Consider the following 18,385-nt stretch of genomic DNA (forward strand, 5'->3'; position numbering starts at 1 on the left):
CAGTCAGCGCTGCTCCATTCCTGGACCTGCCATGCCCGCCCTCGCCGACCAGTTGCACCGGGAAGCCGCCCTGCCCAGTGATGGCACCGTGACCAGCGAGGACGGCGCGATCGTTCTGCTGCGCCATGGCTTCCAGGCCAGCGAAGGCCCCATGGGCAACCCGCACCAGCTGCGGCTGGGCCTGGCGCTGGCCGGTGGCGGCAACCTGTATCAACGCACCACTGCCGGGGTACTGCAGGCGCCTTGGCATCCGGGCCAGTTCAACGTGGTACTGCCCGGCGATCGTGGACACTACGCCAGCCCAGCCGTGGAGCTGCTGGGAATGGCCATCGATACCGCGCAGTGGCGTGATGCGCCTGGCGGCTTCCCGGACATCCACGCCCTTTCCCTGCGGCTGCATCGCGACCCGGTCATCGCTTCCGTACTGCACGCGCTGTGGTCCAGCGCGCAGGCTGACGCCAGCGTTCCCGGCTTCCTGCAGTGCGGCGCAGAAGTCGTGGTGCGGCGGTTGGCGCAGCTTGCCGGCCAACCGCCCGCCCGGCCGCGGATGGCTGCACCGCTGTCATCGCGGCAACTGCGCCAGCTGCAGGACTTCATCGATGAACACCGTTCCCAGTCGCTGGATGTCGCAGCGCTGGCAGACGTACTCGGCATGGAACCGACCACGTTCAGCCGCGCCCTGCGCGCCGCTACCGGCATGCCACCGTATGCCTACCTGACCCAGCGCCGGATGCACTGGGCGCAGTACGCACTGTCCAAGGGGCAGCGCGTCACCGAGGTCGCGCTGGCCTGCGGCTACGCCAATCCCAGCAAGTTCGCGGCGGCCTTCCAGCGCATGGTCGGTTGCACGCCCAGCATCTGGGCCGCGCAAGGCACCGGCCGCCAGGACGCTATTCGTCGAACGGACGTTGACCCAGCGTCTGCGTCACGTGGTCGACGAAACAGGTGATGCGCGCGGCCAGCGCGGTGTTGCGGTAGTACACCGCGTTGATCGGCTGGCGGACCTCTTGGGTCTGCTTGGCGAACAGCTGTACCAGGCGCCCTCCGCGCCGGTCCTGGCGGGTCAGGAAATCGGACAGGCAGGCGATGCCCAGCCCGTTCACCGCCATCTGCCGCAGCGTTTCTCCGCTGGAAGATGCAATGGCCGGCTGGATCACCAATGGACCGCCATCGGCGTCGGGCAGCGGCCACTCGTTGAGTGAACCCGGATGGGTGAAACCCAGCAGCGCGTGCGCGCGCAGCTGCGCGATGCGGGTGGGCGTACCGTACTGCCGCAGGTACTCCGGGCTGGCGACCACGCGGATGCGGCTGTGGCCGATCGGCCGCGCATGCAGGGTGGAATCGCGCAGCACGCCGATGCGGAACGCCACGTCGGTGCGTTTCTCGATCAGGTCGGTGATGCCCTCGTTGGAGTTCAGCTCCAACTGCACCTGCGGATAGCGCTCGCGGAAGCCGGCCAGCAGCGGCACGATCACGTGCAGCATGAACGGCGTGGCCGCATCCACCCGCAACCGCCCTACCGGTTGCTGCCGGCGCGCCGCCATCTGTTCCTCGGCTTCGTCCACCGTGGCCAGGATCGTGCGCGCGTATTCCAGAAATGCCGCGCCCTCTTCGGTCAGCTCCAGCCGCCGCGTCGTCCGCCGCAGCAGCGTGGTCTGCAGCTTGTCCTCCAAGCGCGCCAGAGTGCGGCTGGTGGCCGAGATGGTCAGTCCCAGCGCTTCGGCGGCGGCGGTGATCGAGCCGCTGTCGACCACGGCGACAAACGCCTTCAGCTCATCCAGGGTCGTTTTCATTCTTTACCTCGACGCAAAAGCATTTCCCGTATACACGGCTTAATCTGCAAATGTAAAGCGACCAGACTGGCCCCCATCGGAGCACACCGCTCCCTACCCAGCTGGAGTTTCCATGAGCCTTCCTTCCTTTGGCGTCGGCACGTTCCGCCTGACCGGCCAGACCGTCATCGATTCAGTGCGCAACGCCCTCGAGCTCGGCTATCGCGCCATCGACACCGCGCAGATCTACGGCAATGAAGCCGAGGTCGGCCAGGCAATCGCCGAATCCGGTGTACCGCGCGACGAACTGTTCATCACCACCAAGATCTGGGTCGACAACCATGCCGCCGACAGACTGCTGCCGAGCCTGCGCGAGAGCCTGGCCAAGCTGCGCACCGACCATGTCGACCTGCTGCTGATCCACTGGCCGGCACCGGGCAGCGCGGTCGCGCTGCGCGAGTACATGACCGCACTGGCCGAAGCAAAGACGCTGGGCCTGACCCGGCAGATCGGCGTATCCAACTTCAACATCGAACTGACCCGCCAGGCCATCGCCGTAGTTGGCCAGGGCCAGATCGCCACCAACCAGATCGAGCTCAGCCCCTATCTGCAGAACCCGGCATTGACTGCTTTCCTGCAGCAAGAGGGCATCGCGGTGACCTCCTACATGACCCTGGCCTACGGCAAGGTACTGAAGGACCCGGTGCTGGCCGCCATCGCCGACAAGCACCAGGCCACGGTGGCGCAGGTCGCACTGGCCTGGGCGCTGCAGCTGGGTTACGCCGTCATTCCTTCCTCGACCAAGCGCGAAAACCTGGCCAGCAACCTGCTTGCCCGCGAGCTGCAGCTGGATGCCGACGACATGGCTGCGATCGCCGCACTTGAACGCAACGGCCGCGAAGTCGACCCGCCGGGCCTGGCGCCTGCCTGGGACTGAGGAGCACGCGCTGATGGCTACTGCGTTGACACGACTGCAGGCGGGCGGCTTCAGCATTGGCATTGAAGCGCCGCTGGACAACGACTGGACGCCGCGGGGCGAACAGGCACGACGCATTGCGCGCCGCCTGCCGGGCGAACCGGACCTGCAGCAGCACGCCGACCTTGCCCGGCTGGCCGACCGCCTCGGCTTCCGTGCGCTGTGGGTGCGCGACGTGCCGGTGTACGACCCGGCATTCGGCGATGCCGCGCAGGTGTTCGAAGTGTTCACCTATCTCGGCTACCTGGCCGGCATCACCGAGGAGATCCTGCTGGGGACCGGCGCGGTGGTGCTGCCGATCCGCGAACCTCTGCTGACGTTGAAGTCGGCACGCAGCGTACAGCAGCTCAGTGGCGATCGCCTGCTGCTGGGCGTTGCCAGCGGCGACCGGCCGGTGGAGTACCCGCTGTTCGGCCGCGACTTCGACACCCGTGGCACGCGCTTCCGCGAGCAGATCGGGCTGCTGCGCGATGGCACCGCTGCACGGCTGCCGCAGGGGTTGGAAGTACTGCCTGCCGATGGTCCGACGCTGCCGCTGCTGGTGGCCGGCCTGGCGCAGCAGCAGCCAGCCTGGATCGGCGCGCATATGGACGGCTGCCTGGCTTACCCCGGCACGCCCCAGGAACACGCCCACCGCGTGGCGGCGTGGCGCGCGGTGGCCGGCAACAAACCCTATGCCAGCTTCATCCACCTAGATCTGCTGGAACGGGCCGACGCACCGCTGCAGCGTTGGCGCTTCGGCCTGCGCGGCGGCCGCAATGCGCTGCTGGCCGAACTGCAAGCGATGCAGGCCGCCGGCGTCGATCACATCGGCCTGCAGTTCCGCCGCAACGAACGGCCTTTGGCCGACACCTTCCACGAAATCGCCGAGTACGTGCTGCCGCAGTTCGCAGCGCATGCGTGACCGGCACTGGAGCCCCGCAATGAACATCACCTCCCTGGCCCTGCTTGCACTGGCCTCGCTCCCGCTGCCCTCCGCCGCTCTCGCTGCGGACTGGTATCCCTCGGTATACGGCGCCAACGATGAGATCGGCGCGGCCAACCTGCTCACCGCCGATGTGGTCAAGCAGGCGGTGTCGCTGGTGAAGACCGGCAAGACGTATCCGCTGGCGGTACCGGTGGACAAGAACCTGCCCGCCTTTCGCCATCGCAGCTTCCGCCTGTACAACGTGCAGGTCGGGCAACAGGCCGGCAAGTCATTGGGCCCGAACAGATTCACCTTCAACGATGAACTGGTGAACGCCTGGACCGGTGTCGGCACCCAGCTCAACGGCATTGGCCACATCGGCATCGACAACGTCTACTACAACGGCAACAAGGCCGCCGACTTCGTCAGCGTCGATGGCGTGCGCAGGCTGGGCGTGGAGAAGGTGCCGCCGCTGGTCACACGCGGCGTGGTGCTGGACATGACCGCGTACTACGGCAAGGCCATCGTGCCCGGCGGCACCGAGTTCAGCGTCGCCGACATCCAGGCCGTGCTGAAGCAGCAGCACCTGACCCTGCGCAAGGGCGATGTGGTGCTGTTCAACACCGGCTGGCTGGAGCTGATCGGCAAGGACAACGCGCAGTTCCTGGAGGTCGAGCCGGGCATCGGCATGGACGCGGCGAAGTGGCTGGCCGACCAGGGCATCGTCGCCTTCGGCGGTGACACCTGGGCCTCGGAGGTCTACCCCAATCCGCACGGCGCCGACGAGTTCCCGGTGAACCAGTACATGCTGGCCAAGCGCGGCATCTACAACCTGGAACTGATCGACAGCCGCGCGCTGGTGCGCGACAAGGCGTGGGAATTCCTGTTCGTGCTCGGCCAGCCGCTGTACGTCGGCTCCACCCAGGTCAACATCAACCCGGTGGCGATCCGATGAGCGACGCCCCGCCGATGTTTGCCGGTCGCCGGTTCCGGGTCAGCTATGACGGCCTGGCCGCCGACAATCGCTACAGCGCTGATGGCCATCGCGTGCACTACGCCATCGTCTCCGGCACCTATGCCGGTGCCCACGGCGAAGCCAGCTGCGAGTGGCGGCAGGTTGCCGAGGGCATCTATGCCATTTCCTGGCAGGAAGCCGACGGTGCCACCGTGGTGCACGTCGATGACTTCCCGCACGGCCATTCGCTGGCGTGGTTCACCGCCACCGACGGCCGCTTCCACCGCATGCAAGGCACGCTGCAGGCGCTGCCCCCGCACGACTGAATGTCCCTTCCCCACGAGATTCCCATGCGACTTTCCATTCCCTCGCCCATCGGCTTCGGCACCGCACCGTTGGGCAACATGTACCGCAACATTCCCCAGCAGGAGGCGCTGGATACCGTCGAGGCAGCCTGGCAGCAGGGCATCCGCTACTTCGACGCCGCACCGCTGTACGGCGCTGGCCTGGCCGAACTGCGCCTGGGCGAGGCCCTGCAGCATCACGACCGTGATGCCTATGTACTGAGCAGCAAGGTCGGCCGCCGTGTGCTGGACGAGGTGGAAGACACCACCCGGCGTGACCTTGGTGAGAAAGGCGGCCTGTTCGAGCATGGCCTGCCCAACCGCATCGTCTACGACTACAGCGCTGACGGCACCCTGCGCGCGATCGAGGAGAGCCTGCAGCGCCTGCGTACCGATCGCCTGGACATCGTCTGGATCCACGATCCGGCGCGTGACTTCCATGGCGATGCCTGGAAGGAGGTCTTCCAGCAGGCGATGGACGGCGCCGCCGTGGCGCTCACCCGCCTGCGCGAGGAAGGTGTCATCAAGGCCTGGGGTCTGGGCGTCAACCGCGTGCAGCCCTGCGAGATGGCGCTGCAGCAGGCCGACCCGGATGGCTTCCTGATTGCCGGGCGCTACACCCTGCTCGACCACGAAGAGGCCCTGCAGCGGTTGATGCCGGACAGCGTTGCACGTGGCGTCGGCATCGTGGTCGGCGGGCCGTACAACTCCGGCATCCTTGCCGGCGGCGCGCATTACGAATACCAGACCGCCACGCCAGAGGTGCTGGCCCGCGTGCAGGCATTGCGCGACGTTGCGGCAGAACACCAGGTGGACCTGCGCGCCGCCGCCCTGCAGTTCTCGCTGGCGCACCCGGCAGTGGCAGCGGCGATTCCCGGTGCAAGCCGTCCCGAGCGCATCGCCGAGAACCTGGCGTTGGCCGGGGCGACGATTCCCACCGCGTTCTGGCAGGCATTGCGCGACCGCCAGCTGGTGTCATCGCATGCGCCGCTGCCCGGCCTGGGTTGAGCGGCAGGTCGGCGTCAGCCTGCGTGCTCGAACACAGCCGCCACCCAGTCGATGAACACCCGCAGCCGCGGCGATGGCGTACGGTTGCGCAGATAGACCAGGCTGACCGGGCTCGGTGTGGGTGGCATCCCGGGCAACAGCTCCAGCAACTGCCCGCGCGCGATGTAAGGGTCCATCCGGTAGCGCGGTGCCTGGATGATGCCCAACCCGGCCAACGCGGCACCGAGGAAGGCGTCGGCACCGGACACCCGCACGCGTGCCGGCAGCGGCACGTGGCGAACCTGCCCGCCCTGCTGGAACTCCAGCGGAATGAGCTGGCCGGTGGCGCTGGAACGGTAGCCGACCATCTGGTGTCCCGCCGCCAGCGACGCGATGCTTTCCGGCCGCCCGTGTGCCTGTACGTAAGGGGGCGACGCCACCGTGACCTCGCGCAGCAACGCCAGGCGCCGCGCGGCCAGATCGCTGTCGGCCAGGGTGCCCACGCGGATGGCCCCGTCCACCCCCTCGCGCAGCAGGTCGACATAGCGGTCGCCCTCGCTGACCTCCAGTTCGATGTCCGGGTACCGCTGCAGGAAATCCGGCAGATGCGGAAACAACAGGTGGCGCCCCAGCGTACCGTGCACCTCGATGCGCAGCGGCCCGCGTGGCGGCACGTCACGGAACGCAGCTTCGGCATCGTCCATGTCCGCGATCAGGCGCAGACAGCGGCCGTAGAAGGCCTCGCCTTCCAGCGTCGGCACCACCACGCGCGTGGTCCGGTGCAGCAGGCGCACGCCCAGACGCTGCTCCAGTGCTTTGATCGCGTCGGTCACCGTGGCCCGCGGCAGCCCCAGGTCTTCGGCGGCACGGCTGAAGCTGCGGCGCTCGACGATCCGCACGAACGCACGCAGGGCGGTGAATCTGTCCATTGTTCGGATGGCCGGATGATGTTTCCGGATTATCCATGATTATCCGCGACGGCGGAGAGACGAAGATGGCCGTGCGCCATGCCGGCGCGCCCTTCTGGAATCTGCCATGACCTCCTCTGCTTCCCGCTCTGTCGCCCTGGTCACCGGGGGCTCCCGTGGCATCGGCGCGGCCATCTCGCGCCGGCTGGCCGCCGACGGCCATGCCGTGGTGATCAACTATGCCGGCCGCCGTGATGAGGCCGAAGCACTGGCTGCCGAATTGACCGCCAGCGGAGGGCACGTCATCGCCCTGCAGGCCGATGTCGCCGACCCGCAGGCCGTGCACGCGCTGTTCGACGCCATCGAGGCACGCTTCGGTGGCATCGATGTGGTGGTCAACAGTGCCGGCGTGCTGCAGCTGGCCGCACTGGCCGACAGCGATGATGCCCTGTTCGACCGTGTGATCGGCATCAACCTCAAGGGTGCATTCAATGTGCTGCGCGAGGCCGCGCGGCGCGTGCGCGATGGTGGCCGCATCGTCACCCTGTCCACCAGCGTGGTTGGCATCAAGCTGGAAAACTACAGCGTGTATGCCGCCGGCAAGGCCGCGGTGGAGACCATGGGCGCGATTCTCAGCAAGGAACTGCGTGGGCGCGGCATCACCGTGAACGCGGTGGCGCCCGGGCCGACCGCCACCGATCTGTTCCTGGACGGGAAGTCGCCGGAACTGGTCGATCGGCTGGCGAAGATGAATCCGTTGGAGCGGCTGGGTACGCCGGAAGACATCGCCGGCGCGGTGGCGTTCCTGGCCGGTGCCGATGGCGGCTGGATCAATGGCCAGGTGCTGCGGGCCAATGGTGGGATGGTGTAGCAGCATGCCAACCAAGGTTGGCATCTACCAGATCACGCCACATCGGTAGTCGCCCACCTTGGTGGGCGCGCGGCAGCCAACCAAGGTTGGCACCTACCAGATCACGCCACATCGGTAGTCGCCTACCTTGGTGGGCGCGCGGCATGCCAACCAAGGTTGGCATCTACCAAGGGCGCCTCAATGCGGTGTGCGCAGTTCCGGTAGACGCCAACCTTGGTTGGCGCCACCCCTCAACCGCCGGGCATGGCCCGGCGCTACCGTGGGTGTTACCGGGTCATCGAATACGGTGCCTGCGCGCCCTGCCCCGGCCAGTCCTTGTTCGGTTCGGCCAGCATGGTGAAGTGCAGCTCGCCACCGGCCAGGATCTCATCATGGCGCAGGAACGTGCGCTGCAACGGCGTGCCGTTGAGGGTCACGCTGCCGACATAGGTGTGCTTGTCGTCCAGCCCTTCGGCCACGATGGTGAAGGTCTTGCCGTTGGGCAGCCGCATTGCGGTCTTCGGCAGGAACGGGCGGCCGAGGATGTACTCGCCCGAGCCCGGCGCTACCGGGTAGAAACCCAGCGCGGTGAACACGTACCACGCCGACATCTGGCCCACGTCATCGTTGCCGGCCAGGCCATCGGGCCGATCGGCATACTGCGTGTCCATGATCTGCTTCAGGCGTGCCTGCGTGCGCCACGGCTGGCCGGCATGCGAGTACAGGTAGGCCACGTGGTGGCTGGGCTCGTTGCCATGCGCGTACCAGCCGATCAGGCCGGTGATGTCTTCCATGTGCTCGAAGATGGCCGGATCGACCTTCGCGTTGAACACTTCATCCAGGCGCGCCAGCAGTTTGTCGCTGCCACCATGCGCTGCGGCAAGGCCGGCCACATCCTGCGGCACGTACCATGAGTACTGCCAGGCATTGCCTTCGGTGTAGTCGGTGCCGTAGCCACTGGCGCTGGGGTCGAACGGCGTACGGAAGCTGCCATCGCGCTTGCGCGCACGCATGAAGCCGGTGTCCTTGTCGAAGGCGTTGCGCCAGTTGCCCGCGCGCTTGTCGAAGGTTGCGGCCACATCGGTCTTGCCCATCGCCTGCGCCATGCGCGCGATGGTCCAGTCATCGAACGCGTATTCCAGCGTCTTGCTGGCTGCTTCGCCCTCCTCGTCGATCGGCACGTAGCCCAGCTCACGGTACTGGGCGATGCCATCGTAAGGGCCGTAGTTGGCGGTCTGCACCATCGCCTTCAGCGCCTTGTCCGCGTCGAAGCCACGAATGCCTTTCACGTAGGCATCGGCGATCACCGGCACCGCGTGGTAGCCGATCATGCACCAGTCTTCCAGGCCATGGAACGACCACACCGGCAGCATGCCGTAAGGGCTGTGCTCATGATGGGCCAGCATGGAATTGACGAAATCGCTGTTGCGCTTCTCCGGCTGCACCAGGGTCAGCAGCGGGTGCAGCGCCCGGTAGGTATCCCACAGCGAGAACGTCGAATAGTTCGTGTAGCCCTGGGCCTTGTGCACGGCATTGTCCGCGCCGCGGTACTGGCCGTCGGCATCCATGAACAGCGTCGGCCCCAGCATCGTGTGGTACAGCGCGGTGTACGCGCTGCGACGCGCGTGTTCGGGTGCATCGATATCCAGCACCGACAACGCCTGCGTCCATTCCTGCCGCGCCTGCGCGCGCACACGGTCGAAATCGAAGTCGGCCACTTCGGCATCGAGGTTGGCGATGGCGCCCGCCTCGCTGACCGGCGAAATGGCCACCTTCACCACCAGCGGTGCATCCAGCTTGCCGAAGTCGAAGGTGCCCACCAGCTGCCGCCCCTCGATCTGCGCGCGCTGCGCCGGGTCCTTCTCGCCCGGAGGGGCAAAGCCCTTGTAGACGATGTCCTGTTCGGTGTTGTGCAGCGCGTGGCTGGCCAGCGGCCGCGAGAAGCGCATCGCGAAATACAGCTGGCGGCCGGCGGCCCAGCCACGCGTCTCGCGGAAGCCGGTGATGGTGCCATCGCCACGCACGCGTACCCGCGACCACAGGATCTTGCCCGGGTAGTCATACATGCTGGTGCGCATGTCCAGCAGCACCTTGGCATCGGTGCCCTTGGGGAAGGCGTAGCGATGCACGCCCACGCGTGCGCTGGTGGTCAGCTCGGCGCGCACCTTGTAGTCGTCCAGGGTGACCGCGTAGTAGCCCGGCTCGGCCTTCTCGTCATCGTGGCGGAAGCGCGAGGCGTAACCGCTGCGTGGCTTTTCGGGGTCGCCGCGCTCCAGGCCAGGGTTGCCGGTGAACGGCATCAGCAGGATATCGCCCAAATCGGAATGACCGGTGCCGGAAAAGTGCGTGTGCGAGAAACCGACGATGCTGCTGTCGTCGTAACGGTAGCCCGCCGCCCAGCCGTAAGCCTTCTCGCGCGGCTGGATGCGCGTGTCCGGGCTGAGCTGGACCATGCCGAACGGCACCGTCGCGCCGGGGTAGGTATGCCCCTCACCGCCGGTGCCGATGAAGGGATCGACCGACGCATAGGCACGTTCGGCAGCGGTTTTCGGCGTGGCGGCCAGGGCGGCACCGGAGGCAAGCATGGCGGTGGCGGCGAAGGCGATCAGGAGGCGACGGTCCAGCGTGGGCATCGGCATTTGGATCGATTCAGGTGATGGCCGGATGCTAGCACCGGGTGTCAGGCGCCGCATGTTGCGGCGCAGCTGAATGAATCCAAAGGCGACAAAAGTTGTCCGATTTCCTATGCAACTAATTGTATGGTTCGGCCGCCTGTGTGTCACCAGAATGAGTTCGAGCCCATAACGGCGCGACAAAGCCCCTGACGCCATTCCCGGTCGCAATGGGACCACCGTCACATCTTGTAGCGCTCGGGCAGGAAAAGGCTCCCGTATCACTTTGTCTTCACGCCATCAGGGCGTTTCATTCACGCCGACGAAGTGAATGCGGTTTCTTTCCTGAAGTTTGATTCCCACAGGAGTTCCGTCATGCAGATCGTAGTTCGTCATGCTCTTTCCACCGCCTTGGCGGTCTGTCTTTTCTCCGCCGCTCCCGCCCACGCCATCGTAAATCTCAATCCGGGCCAGAGCGGCACGGCCAACCCAGGCGAAACTCCTGAAGATTGGCGGCTCAACGGTGCAACACTGACGATGACGCCGGGAAGCGCCGCCATTCGCGTACTGGCGACGAATTTGTCTACGCTCAACATGCAGGGGGCGGAGATTCTTGGAAATTCAGGAAATCGAATTGTCGAGATCCAGTCCAGCACCCTGACAATGGCGGACAGCGTTATCGAGAACAGCGGTGCGAGGGCCTTGGTCATCGGCGAATTTGATCTTTCGGGCAGCAATCTTCCCGGGTCGACCGTCTCAATTGCTCGCAGCAGGATTACAGGCTCTGGCCTGGGCCTGAGTGTGTCAACCTACAATTCAACACCAACCAATGTCGTCAACCTCAACAACACCACCGTCGAAGGTCGAGCGCGAGACAACTCGCTCTTGAACTCAGGAAATGGCCTCGTTCTACTCGGCCGTGTCGATTTACTTGCTGAGAATAGAAGCCTGATTATTGGCGACGCCCACGGAATATATGCGCAGGAAAGCTATACGGGCGGCACAGGGCTGGGCGAGCGCTCAACTGTCACCATTGATGCTTCGCGCGTCGAGGGGCGGACTGGGCCTGGCATTCTGGTAGCTGATCCACGACCGAGCACCGGCGATGTCAATACGCAGTTCGTGTTCCGAAATGGTGCTCAGCTTGTAGGTGGCGACGGTACGTTGTTGAGGGTGGACGCAGCTGCTGCCAGCGTAGGCCTCTCCATCGACAACTCCCGCCTGACGGGAAACATTGTCAATACCGCGGGCAGCACCGTGAACGTGGCAGTGACCAACAACGCCACCCTGCTCGGCAGCACCCAGAACATCACCTCGATGGCGGTAGACAATGCGCGCTGGCAGCTGAGCGGCAACAGCAGCACCGGTACGTTGTCGCTGGGCAGCGGCGGCGAGATCGCGCTGGGCGATGGCACGGCCTTCCACACTCTCAACGTTGCCGGCAACTTCACCGGCAACGGCGGCACGCTCGCCTTCAACACCGTGCTGGCCGGCGACAACGCGGCCACCGACAAGCTGATCATCGGCGGCGACACCAGCGGCAGCGCGAACGTGCGCGTCAACAATATCGGCGGTGCCGGTGCGCAGACCACCCAGGGTATCGAGCTGATCCAGGTGGGTGGTGCGTCCAACGGCCAGTTCAATCTGGCCGGTCGCGCCGTGGGTGGCCAGTACGAGTACTTCCTGCACAAGGGCACCGGCGCCGATGGCAACTGGTACCTGCGTTCGGCGCTGTCGACCGTGCCGGACCCGTGCGTGACCGACCCCACCCTGCCCGAGTGCCAGGCCGTTGGACCCGGCCCGGGGCCGGGTCCGGGTCCTGAGCCTGATCCCGAACTGGAGCCGGTGCTGCGCCCCGAAGCCGGCGCCTACCTGGCCAACCTGCACGCCGCCCAGACCATGTTCCGCCTGGGTTACCACGACCGCCACGCCGGCCAGAACAGCGGGCGCGCCTGGGCTCGCGTGGACGGTTCGCGCATCGGCTTGGACGCCACCAACCCGACGCTGGACATCCGTGGCAACAATCAGGCGCTGACAGTGGGCGCCGATGTGTGGCGTCACGATTCGGGCAGCAACGTCGGTGTGATGCTGTCCACCGGCAACGCCAGCAGTACGACCATCAATGAACTGACCGACTACTACGCCCGTGGCAAGGTGAAGGGCGAGGCGCTGGGTCTGTACGGCACCTGGCGCGGTGGCAACGATGGCGACCCTTATGCCGGCTTCTATGTGGATGGCTCGGTGCAGCGCGCCCAGTTCCGCAACCGCGTGCAGGGCGTCGGCCTGGCCGAGGAACGCTACGACAGCCGCGCCTGGCAGGGTGCTATCGAGACGGGGTATGCGTTCCGCGTGGGCGGCGCAAGCAATGGCGGCATCTATCTGGAACCGCAGCTGCAGGTGGGCTACAACCGCTGGGATGGCAACCGCCATACCGAAGCCAACGGCACGGTGGTGAACACCGACGATGCCAACGGCATGTACGGCCGTGCTGGCCTGCGTCTTTCCGGGGTCACCCGCTGGGGCAACGGCGTGGCCGAAGTGCAGCCGTACCTCGCGGCCAACTGGCTGCACGCCCGCGACAACTCGCAGGTACGCATGAATGACGAGGTGGTGGATGTGCGGGTGCCGCGCAACCGCGGTGAATTCAGTGGCGGTGCGTCGCTGAAATTCGCCAACGGCATCGGCGCGTGGGGTGGGCTGTCGCTGCAGAACGCCAGCGGCTATCACCAGACCAGCGTGCAGGTGGGCATGAGCTACAACTGGTAAGGCGTTTCTGGCCTTGTGAGGGCAGCCCCGGCACGCATGCGGGGCTGCCCTTCCTGTTTTTTCGTTTGCACCTGCGAGCGCGCTCGACCTTGTGAAACGTGCATGGCGCGCCGTGTTGCGTCGCTATCAGGCCGTTGGTTCGGCCGCGGGCGACATGCGGATCCCCGCGCTTCAGTTGGAGAAATCTCGGCATGAAAAATCTACTGGAACTGCGCTGGCTGGCGTGTGCAGGATGTCCGCGCAGCGCTAACGCCGCTGCCGGGTGTGGAACCCCGAAATGAGCTTTGGGAGCTGCTTGCCGTGACTGCGGCGGGCGGTGCGCGGCGGCCGCATGGCCCTCCGGCTTTTCCCAAAGCTCAGCCGAAGTTCCAACCCCGCACCGCCCGCCACCCTTCCGGTGGCCACGTCCTTCAAGGAGCCATCGCATGTCGCATGAACCGCCCATCCTGACCCCGGAAATGGAATCCCTGTTCTTCCGCATCGAGCACGCCCTGAACACCGCCGAGGGCATGGCGATGATGATCGGCGAGAACGAACCGGAAGACCCACAGGCGCATCTGCGCCCGGGCTACAACCTGCAGAAGATCACGGTTGCGATGATGGCGCTGAGCCAGCATGGTCGGCGGTTGCTGCATGAACTGCGCGAGCAGCATGTGCAGGTGACACTGCATTGACGCGTGTAGAGCCGAGCCCATGCTCGACTCTGGTGTGATCGAGCACTACGGTTGGTGACGGAGCAAGCCGAGCATGAGCTCGGCTCTACAGGAGCCGGTCAATCCGGCAGCGCGCCTTCAAGTGTGGCCAGATCTGCCGCATCCACAGGCCGCACCACGCGCGCCACTTCCGTGCCATCACGCAACAGGATCACAGTGGGCCACAGCTTCACCTGGAACGAGCGGCCCAGTGGCTTGCCCTTGCCGTCTTCGACCTTCCAGTGCGGCAGATCATGTGCCTCGACGAAGGCCTGCAATACCGGTTGTGCAGCCTGGCAGTGGCCGCACCAGGGTGCACCGAATTCCAGCAACAGCCAACCGGCCTGCGCATCCACCTTCGCGCGGGCCGGCTCGGCTGCCAAATGATCACGCATGAACGACATACCGGTTACGCCTGCAGCGTGCGCTGGATGTCCTCCAGCGGCGCGTTGGTAAGATCCTTGGCGATGTCGGCAAGCAAGCGCGCCTGCGTCTCCTTGTGCAGCAACGGACGGATGCGGCCCAGCGTGGTGGGATCGGCAATCAGCACCAGATGCGCATAACGGTTGTTGAGCGCGTCTTCATTGAGCTGCTCGGCCACCTGCTTGGCGAAGGTCGCCTCGTTGAGCTGCGAGATCGACATGTCCTTGGGCACCGCACCGGATGGCCCCTGACCGGACGCACCCTGTTCGCTGATGTCCTGCAGGCGCAGCTCGCCTTCCTGTTTCAGGGTGAGCTTGTGCTCGTTGCCGACGTTGGTGAACACGCGGGCCGAGCCACCATCGGCGACGATAACCAGGGTGCCTTCGGGAATGCGACGGGTCATGCGTTACTCCTTGCGTTGGTTCGTGACCACCGTAAAAGCCGTGGCGTGAGCGAAGCGAGCACAACATGTTCATTCGATGTGCGTGGGTCATGTGCATGAACAGGCAACATGGAACGCTGCGTTCGTACTGGCGCGATTCTCGGCACGCTCACACTGTAACCGTTATCATGAACGCATGATCGACACGACCCACTGCACGTCAGCACCTGTTGCTGGCCTGCGGGAAGCACTGCCGACCGGCGCTTCGCTTTCCATCATTGCCTCTCCCTCGCCTTTCCATCGCCTCGCGCTGGATCCCGGCGGATGACGCCTGCGGGCCCTGCCCCGCCTGTTCCCTGCGCCTGCCCCACCCGCGCGTGCGCTGACACGTAATCGGACCCATCCGTTCGTCCCGCATGTCGCTCTGCGTTCTGGCAGCGGGCAATGCGTGTTGCGCGCGCGGCGTTTCATCGCACACACCTTTCGCCCCCTTCCGGGTCTTCCATCCGATGCCCCTGCGCCTGCTGCGCCAGCATCGCCGTTTCCGAATTCCGGGACATTCGTACCGCCCATTCCAACGCCATTTCCATTCTTCCAAGGGAGTCCCCATGCAGGACAACTCCGATGCCCATGCCCATTTCGGCTGGTTCAAACGCCGCCGCCATCTGAAGGTCGACGAGATCACCGTTGTCGACAAACCCATGCTCAAGCGCGCCGTCGGCGCCGCTGCACTGGGCAATGCGATGGAATGGTTCGACTTCGGTGTCTATGGCTATCTTGCCGTCACCATCGGCCAGGTGTTCTTCCCGTCCAGCAACCCCACCGCGCAGGTGATCGCCGCATTCGCCACGTTCACTGTGGCCTTCCTGGTACGCCCGCTGGGCGGCATGGTCTTCGGGCCACTGGGCGACCGCTACGGGCGCCAGAAGGTACTGGCCTTCACCATGATCATGATGGCACTGGGTACGTTCGCCATCGGCCTGATTCCCTCCTATGAACGCATCGGCATCTGGGCGCCGGTGCTGTTGCTGCTCGCCCGCGTGGTGCAGGGCTTTTCCACCGGCGGCGAGTACGGCGGCGCGGCGACCTTCATCGCCGAGTACTCCACCGACCGCAACCGCGGCCTGATGGGCAGCTGGCTGGAGTTCGGCACGCTGGGCGGCTATATCGCCGGTGCCGGCACGGTGACTGCACTGCACATGCTGTTGAGCAGCGAGCAGATGCTGGACTGGGGCTGGCGCATTCCGTTCCTGGTGGCCGGCCCACTCGGCCTGCTGGGCCTGTACATGCGCATGCGGCTGGAGGAAACGCCAGCGTTCCGCGCCTTCGCCGAAGAGGCCGAGAAGCGCGACCATGAGCGCCCCGGCCTGGTCGACCTGTTCCGCGTGCACGGCCGCCAGCTGATCGTCTGCATGGGCCTGGTGCTGGTGTTCAACGTGACCGACTACATGCTGCTGACCTACATGCCCAGCTACCTGAGCGTGACCATGGGATATGCGGAGAGCAAGGGCCTGCTGCTGATCATCATCGTGATGCTGGTGATGATGCCGTTGAACATCGTGGGTGGCCTTTTCAGCGACAAGCTGGGCCGGCGGCCGATGATCATCGGCGCCTGCATCGCGCTGCTGGTGCTGGCGGTGCCGAGCCTGCTGCTGGTGGGCAGCGGCAACGACGGGCTGATCTTCCTTGGCCTGATGCTGCTGGGCCTGGCGCTGGTGTGCTTCACCAGTTCGATGCCGTCCACGCTGCCGGCGCTGTTCTATACGCCGGTGCGCTACAGCGCGCTGTCCATTGCGTTCAACGTGTCGGTGTCGCTGTTTGGTGGCACCACGCCGCTGGTGACCGCCTGGCTGGTGGAACGCACGGGCGATCCGCTGGTACCGGCCTACTACCTGATGGGCGCGGCGGTGATCGGCCTGATCACGATGATCTTCGTGAAGGAAACCGCCGGCCTGCCGCTGCGCGGTTCGCCGCCGGCCGTGGGCTGCGACAAGGAGGCGGCCGCGCTGTTGAAGAGCGATGCACCGGTCACGGTGGACCGCGCCCTGCCGCCGTTGCCGGACGTGGCCGAACCGGAACAGGTGACCCCGGCCTGAGTTCGCTGAGGCAGCGCCGGGCATTGCCTGGCGCTGCCGTCAGCGCAGGGCTAGTCGGCGCGGGTCAGCTTGCCCGGGCTCCAGCGATACACCCAGGCATGCTGACCTTCCGGCGGGCAGGCCACCTTGCCTCGCACGCACAGCTTCGAACTGCGGGTGCTGTTGAAGGTCACGCGGATGCGGTCACCGTCCATGGTGATCGTTTCCATTTCGCCGGGGATATGCACGCTGGCGTCATCGGCGTAGCCCGAGGCGCGGATCAACGCGTAGGTTTCGTCGTCATAGGCGGATTTGCCGGGTGACGTGGCCTGGCCCCGTGCATCGCCTTCGGCCAGCGGGGTCATCACCACCAGCTCGTTGAGCTGCATCGCGCTGCCGGTCTGGGTCGCGGTGTAGAGATAGATGATCTCCGGGCGGCCGTCGCCATCGAGGTCGGCATTGCCGGCCCACAGCGGGCGATAGTCGTACTGGCTGTCGGTGCCCGGGTGCAGGCGCAGCGATGCCTCGGCGGTGCGGCGCGCCTTGTCGTAGCTCATCGGCTCGTTCGGCGCCTCGACCTTGGCATCGGCCGGCGTTGCATCCTGGGCCAGCAGCGGTGCCGCCACCGTCAATGCCATGGCCGCCACCAGCGCGCGCAGGCCAGTGGCCTGCCAGTGCTTCCGCTCGTACATCCGTGTTCCTTGATCAATGAATCTGCGGGCTCGGATCATCGCACAGGCGGGCCGGCAAGCGGCGTACTGTCGGCATGCAGTTCCATCGCGCGCATGACGATGGGCTTGGCCCAGTCCGGGGTGTGCAGCAGCTCCACCACCGACACCGGATACTGCAGACCCTGGCGATCCAGCGCCAGCACCGGCAAGGGGGCAACACGTCCATAGCGATCGGCCGGCGCGCTGTTGTCATATACATGCAGTTCGGCCAGGTGCGGCATCAATGCCAACAGGTTCTCGCGTGCGGAATCGAAGCGTGCGCGGATCTTGTCCTGCGGGATGTCGTGGCCACCGGCGGCAACGCGGGCCGCCACGCGAGCAACATGCAGTTCGACGGTGGCCAACCCGCAGAACCAGATCGCCACGTCATGCTGACTGCAGGCCTCGCGCAACAGGCGCGGAATGGTGTTGCCACCCAGGGTGGTTTCAAAGGCGAAGTCACTGCCGTCGGCGATCGCCTGGCGCAGCCGTCGTGCACCCTCCTGCCACGCTTCAGCGTTGGCGTCGGCCAACGGCCAGCCCGCCTCCACCAGGCGCCGGGTGAAGCTGTCCGGGTTGTACCAGCCCAGGCCGTCGGCCTCCAGCCAGGTGCCGAGCAGCGAACTCTTGCCGGCGCCATTGACGCCGGCCAACGCCAGGATCCGCCCCATGATTCAGAGCGGACGGCCGAGCGCGACCTTGTGGCCGCGGCGGATCGGCTTGCCCATCACCTTGCCCAGCCCCTCACCCTGCTGCAGCCCGGCCAGCGCCTGGTCGAACTCGCTGCGCAGGCGCGACAGCACGTCGCTGCGCTCCTCGCTGTCGCTGCCGCTGGCCCTGGCCAACAGCTCCTGGTAGGTCTTGATGTCCACGATCACCGCCTCGGGGTGATTGTGGTTGGTGATGACCAGCGCCTGCTTCTCGCGCACGGTACGCATCAGGCTGGGCCAGCCACGGGTCTTGACCGAGGATGCCGGGGCCTTGTCGAGGCCGGGCAGGTCGAGCGGGAGGGTCATGGCACGGCTC

At 65.9% G+C, this 18,385-nt stretch carries 19 protein-coding genes; 10 read left to right on the forward strand and 9 right to left on the reverse strand.

The window, feature by feature from the left end; translation table 11 throughout:
- Positions 1 to 31 precede the first annotated feature (31 nt).
- A complete protein-coding gene (locus CR918_RS09570; RefSeq protein ID WP_099842598.1) occupies positions 32 to 949 on the forward strand; it encodes a helix-turn-helix transcriptional regulator in 918 nt (305 codons plus the stop codon).
- Here CR918_RS09570 and CR918_RS09575 read toward each other — a convergent pair.
- Positions 891 to 1,793: a LysR family transcriptional regulator gene (locus CR918_RS09575; RefSeq protein ID WP_099784301.1), complete on the reverse strand. Its 903-nt coding sequence runs from the start codon at positions 1,791 to 1,793 to the stop codon at positions 891 to 893. The genes CR918_RS09570 and CR918_RS09575 overlap by 59 nt on opposite strands.
- Positions 1,794 to 1,905: 112 nt before the next feature.
- Here CR918_RS09575 and dkgB point away from each other — a divergent pair, with 112 nt between their 5' ends.
- From dkgB to CR918_RS09600, 5 genes are read left to right on the forward strand one after another with little or no spacing between them, the layout of a single operon-like run.
- A complete protein-coding gene (gene dkgB / locus CR918_RS09580) occupies positions 1,906 to 2,709 on the forward strand; it encodes a 2,5-didehydrogluconate reductase DkgB (RefSeq protein WP_099784303.1) in 804 nt (267 codons plus the stop codon).
- A gap of 13 nt (positions 2,710 to 2,722) precedes the next feature.
- Positions 2,723 to 3,652, forward strand: a complete 930-nt coding sequence (locus CR918_RS09585) for a TIGR03571 family LLM class oxidoreductase (protein WP_099842600.1) — start codon at positions 2,723 to 2,725, stop codon at positions 3,650 to 3,652.
- 19 nt (positions 3,653 to 3,671) lie between these two features.
- On the forward strand, positions 3,672 to 4,610 hold the full coding sequence (locus tag CR918_RS09590; RefSeq protein ID WP_099784307.1) for a cyclase family protein: 939 nt from the start codon (positions 3,672 to 3,674) through the stop codon (positions 4,608 to 4,610).
- Entirely contained in the window at positions 4,607 to 4,936 is a 330-nt protein-coding gene (locus tag CR918_RS09595) for a MoaF-related domain-containing protein (protein WP_099784309.1), read from the forward strand. The genes CR918_RS09590 and CR918_RS09595 overlap by 4 nt, the downstream gene beginning before the upstream one ends.
- 24 nt (positions 4,937 to 4,960) lie before the next feature.
- Positions 4,961 to 5,962 carry an aldo/keto reductase gene (locus CR918_RS09600; protein WP_080148655.1) on the forward strand — a complete coding sequence of 334 codons (1,002 nt, stop codon included), beginning with the start codon at positions 4,961 to 4,963 and terminating at the stop codon, positions 5,960 to 5,962.
- A gap of 14 nt (positions 5,963 to 5,976) precedes the next feature.
- On the opposite strand, the gene CR918_RS09605 is transcribed toward CR918_RS09600, so the two are convergent.
- On the reverse strand, positions 5,977 to 6,870 hold the full coding sequence (locus tag CR918_RS09605) for a LysR family transcriptional regulator (RefSeq protein WP_099784311.1): 894 nt from the start codon (positions 6,868 to 6,870) through the stop codon (positions 5,977 to 5,979).
- 106 nt (positions 6,871 to 6,976) lie between these two features.
- Here CR918_RS09605 and CR918_RS09610 point away from each other — a divergent pair, with 106 nt between their 5' ends.
- A complete protein-coding gene (locus tag CR918_RS09610; RefSeq protein ID WP_099842602.1) occupies positions 6,977 to 7,720 on the forward strand; it encodes an SDR family oxidoreductase in 744 nt (247 codons plus the stop codon).
- 266 nt (positions 7,721 to 7,986) lie between these two features.
- Here CR918_RS09610 and CR918_RS09615 read toward each other — a convergent pair whose 3' ends face one another.
- Positions 7,987 to 10,338, reverse strand: coding sequence for a GH92 family glycosyl hydrolase (locus tag CR918_RS09615; protein WP_099842604.1), 2,352 nt, complete (start codon positions 10,336 to 10,338; stop codon positions 7,987 to 7,989).
- A 365-nt stretch (positions 10,339 to 10,703) separates the two neighbouring features.
- Positions 10,704 to 11,021, reverse strand: a complete 318-nt coding sequence (locus tag CR918_RS21300; protein ID WP_243379045.1) for a hypothetical protein — start codon at positions 11,019 to 11,021, stop codon at positions 10,704 to 10,706.
- Between the two features lie 553 nt (positions 11,022 to 11,574).
- Here CR918_RS21300 and CR918_RS21305 point away from each other — a divergent pair.
- On the forward strand, positions 11,575 to 13,077 hold the full coding sequence (locus CR918_RS21305; RefSeq protein WP_243379047.1) for an autotransporter family protein: 1,503 nt from the start codon (positions 11,575 to 11,577) through the stop codon (positions 13,075 to 13,077).
- Between the two features lie 425 nt (positions 13,078 to 13,502).
- On the forward strand, positions 13,503 to 13,751 hold the full coding sequence (locus tag CR918_RS09625; protein ID WP_099842608.1) for a hypothetical protein: 249 nt from the start codon (positions 13,503 to 13,505) through the stop codon (positions 13,749 to 13,751).
- Positions 13,752 to 13,849: 98 nt separating this feature from the next.
- Here CR918_RS09625 and CR918_RS09630 read toward each other — a convergent pair whose 3' ends face one another.
- Both CR918_RS09630 and CR918_RS09635 read right to left on the reverse strand, forming a co-directional pair.
- Positions 13,850 to 14,173: a thioredoxin family protein gene (locus CR918_RS09630; protein ID WP_099842610.1), complete on the reverse strand. Its 324-nt coding sequence runs from the start codon at positions 14,171 to 14,173 to the stop codon at positions 13,850 to 13,852.
- 5 nt (positions 14,174 to 14,178) lie between these two features.
- Positions 14,179 to 14,595 (reverse strand): baeRF12 domain-containing protein, encoded by a 417-nt coding sequence (locus CR918_RS09635; RefSeq protein ID WP_099842612.1) that lies wholly within the window; start codon positions 14,593 to 14,595, stop codon positions 14,179 to 14,181.
- Between the two features lie 587 nt (positions 14,596 to 15,182).
- Between CR918_RS09635 and proP the strand changes: the two genes are divergently transcribed.
- Positions 15,183 to 16,670, forward strand: a complete 1,488-nt coding sequence (gene proP, locus CR918_RS09640) for a glycine betaine/L-proline transporter ProP (protein WP_025874399.1) — start codon at positions 15,183 to 15,185, stop codon at positions 16,668 to 16,670.
- 50 nt (positions 16,671 to 16,720) lie between these two features.
- Here proP and CR918_RS09645 read toward each other — a convergent pair whose 3' ends face one another.
- From CR918_RS09645 to CR918_RS09655, 3 genes are read right to left on the reverse strand one after another with little or no spacing between them, the layout of a single operon-like run.
- On the reverse strand, positions 16,721 to 17,341 hold the full coding sequence (locus CR918_RS09645) for a hypothetical protein (protein WP_025874398.1): 621 nt from the start codon (positions 17,339 to 17,341) through the stop codon (positions 16,721 to 16,723).
- A 35-nt stretch (positions 17,342 to 17,376) separates the two neighbouring features.
- A complete protein-coding gene (locus CR918_RS09650) occupies positions 17,377 to 18,030 on the reverse strand; it encodes an ATPase (RefSeq protein ID WP_099842614.1) in 654 nt (217 codons plus the stop codon).
- Positions 18,031 to 18,033: 3 nt separating this feature from the next.
- On the reverse strand, positions 18,034 to 18,375 hold the full coding sequence (locus tag CR918_RS09655) for a type II toxin-antitoxin system prevent-host-death family antitoxin (protein WP_025874396.1): 342 nt from the start codon (positions 18,373 to 18,375) through the stop codon (positions 18,034 to 18,036).
- Positions 18,376 to 18,385: the final 10 nt, after the last annotated feature.

Source organism: Stenotrophomonas indicatrix (assembly GCF_002750975.1).
Lineage (GTDB): Bacteria > Pseudomonadota > Gammaproteobacteria > Xanthomonadales > Xanthomonadaceae > Stenotrophomonas > Stenotrophomonas indicatrix.

What these genes read in the sequence shown, in the direction of transcription:
- CR918_RS09615 (WP_099842604.1), bottom strand. Translation starts at nt 10,338, where the DNA reads ATGCCGATGCCCACGCTGGACCGTCGCCTCCTGATCGCCTTCGCCGCC.
- CR918_RS09645 (WP_025874398.1), bottom strand. Translation starts at nt 17,341, where the DNA reads ATGTACGAGCGGAAGCACTGGCAGGCCACTGGCCTGCGCGCGCTGGTG.
- CR918_RS09605 (WP_099784311.1), bottom strand. Translation starts at nt 6,870, where the DNA reads ATGGACAGATTCACCGCCCTGCGTGCGTTCGTGCGGATCGTCGAGCGC.
- CR918_RS09630 (WP_099842610.1), bottom strand. Translation starts at nt 14,173, where the DNA reads ATGTCGTTCATGCGTGATCATTTGGCAGCCGAGCCGGCCCGCGCGAAG.
- CR918_RS09625 (WP_099842608.1), top strand. Translation starts at nt 13,503, where the DNA reads ATGTCGCATGAACCGCCCATCCTGACCCCGGAAATGGAATCCCTGTTC.
- dkgB (WP_099784303.1), top strand. Translation starts at nt 1,906, where the DNA reads ATGAGCCTTCCTTCCTTTGGCGTCGGCACGTTCCGCCTGACCGGCCAG.
- proP (WP_025874399.1), top strand. Translation starts at nt 15,183, where the DNA reads ATGCAGGACAACTCCGATGCCCATGCCCATTTCGGCTGGTTCAAACGC.
- CR918_RS09585 (WP_099842600.1), top strand. Translation starts at nt 2,723, where the DNA reads ATGGCTACTGCGTTGACACGACTGCAGGCGGGCGGCTTCAGCATTGGC.
- CR918_RS09570 (WP_099842598.1), top strand. Translation starts at nt 32, where the DNA reads ATGCCCGCCCTCGCCGACCAGTTGCACCGGGAAGCCGCCCTGCCCAGT.
- CR918_RS09635 (WP_099842612.1), bottom strand. Translation starts at nt 14,595, where the DNA reads ATGACCCGTCGCATTCCCGAAGGCACCCTGGTTATCGTCGCCGATGGT.
- CR918_RS21300 (WP_243379045.1), bottom strand. Translation starts at nt 11,021, where the DNA reads ATGACCAAGGCCCTCGCACCGCTGTTCTCGATAACGCTGTCCGCCATT.
- CR918_RS09595 (WP_099784309.1), top strand. Translation starts at nt 4,607, where the DNA reads ATGAGCGACGCCCCGCCGATGTTTGCCGGTCGCCGGTTCCGGGTCAGC.
- CR918_RS09610 (WP_099842602.1), top strand. Translation starts at nt 6,977, where the DNA reads ATGACCTCCTCTGCTTCCCGCTCTGTCGCCCTGGTCACCGGGGGCTCC.
- CR918_RS09590 (WP_099784307.1), top strand. Translation starts at nt 3,672, where the DNA reads ATGAACATCACCTCCCTGGCCCTGCTTGCACTGGCCTCGCTCCCGCTG.
- CR918_RS09600 (WP_080148655.1), top strand. Translation starts at nt 4,961, where the DNA reads ATGCGACTTTCCATTCCCTCGCCCATCGGCTTCGGCACCGCACCGTTG.
- CR918_RS09575 (WP_099784301.1), bottom strand. Translation starts at nt 1,793, where the DNA reads ATGAAAACGACCCTGGATGAGCTGAAGGCGTTTGTCGCCGTGGTCGAC.
- CR918_RS09655 (WP_025874396.1), bottom strand. Translation starts at nt 18,375, where the DNA reads ATGACCCTCCCGCTCGACCTGCCCGGCCTCGACAAGGCCCCGGCATCC.
- CR918_RS09650 (WP_099842614.1), bottom strand. Translation starts at nt 18,030, where the DNA reads ATGGGGCGGATCCTGGCGTTGGCCGGCGTCAATGGCGCCGGCAAGAGT.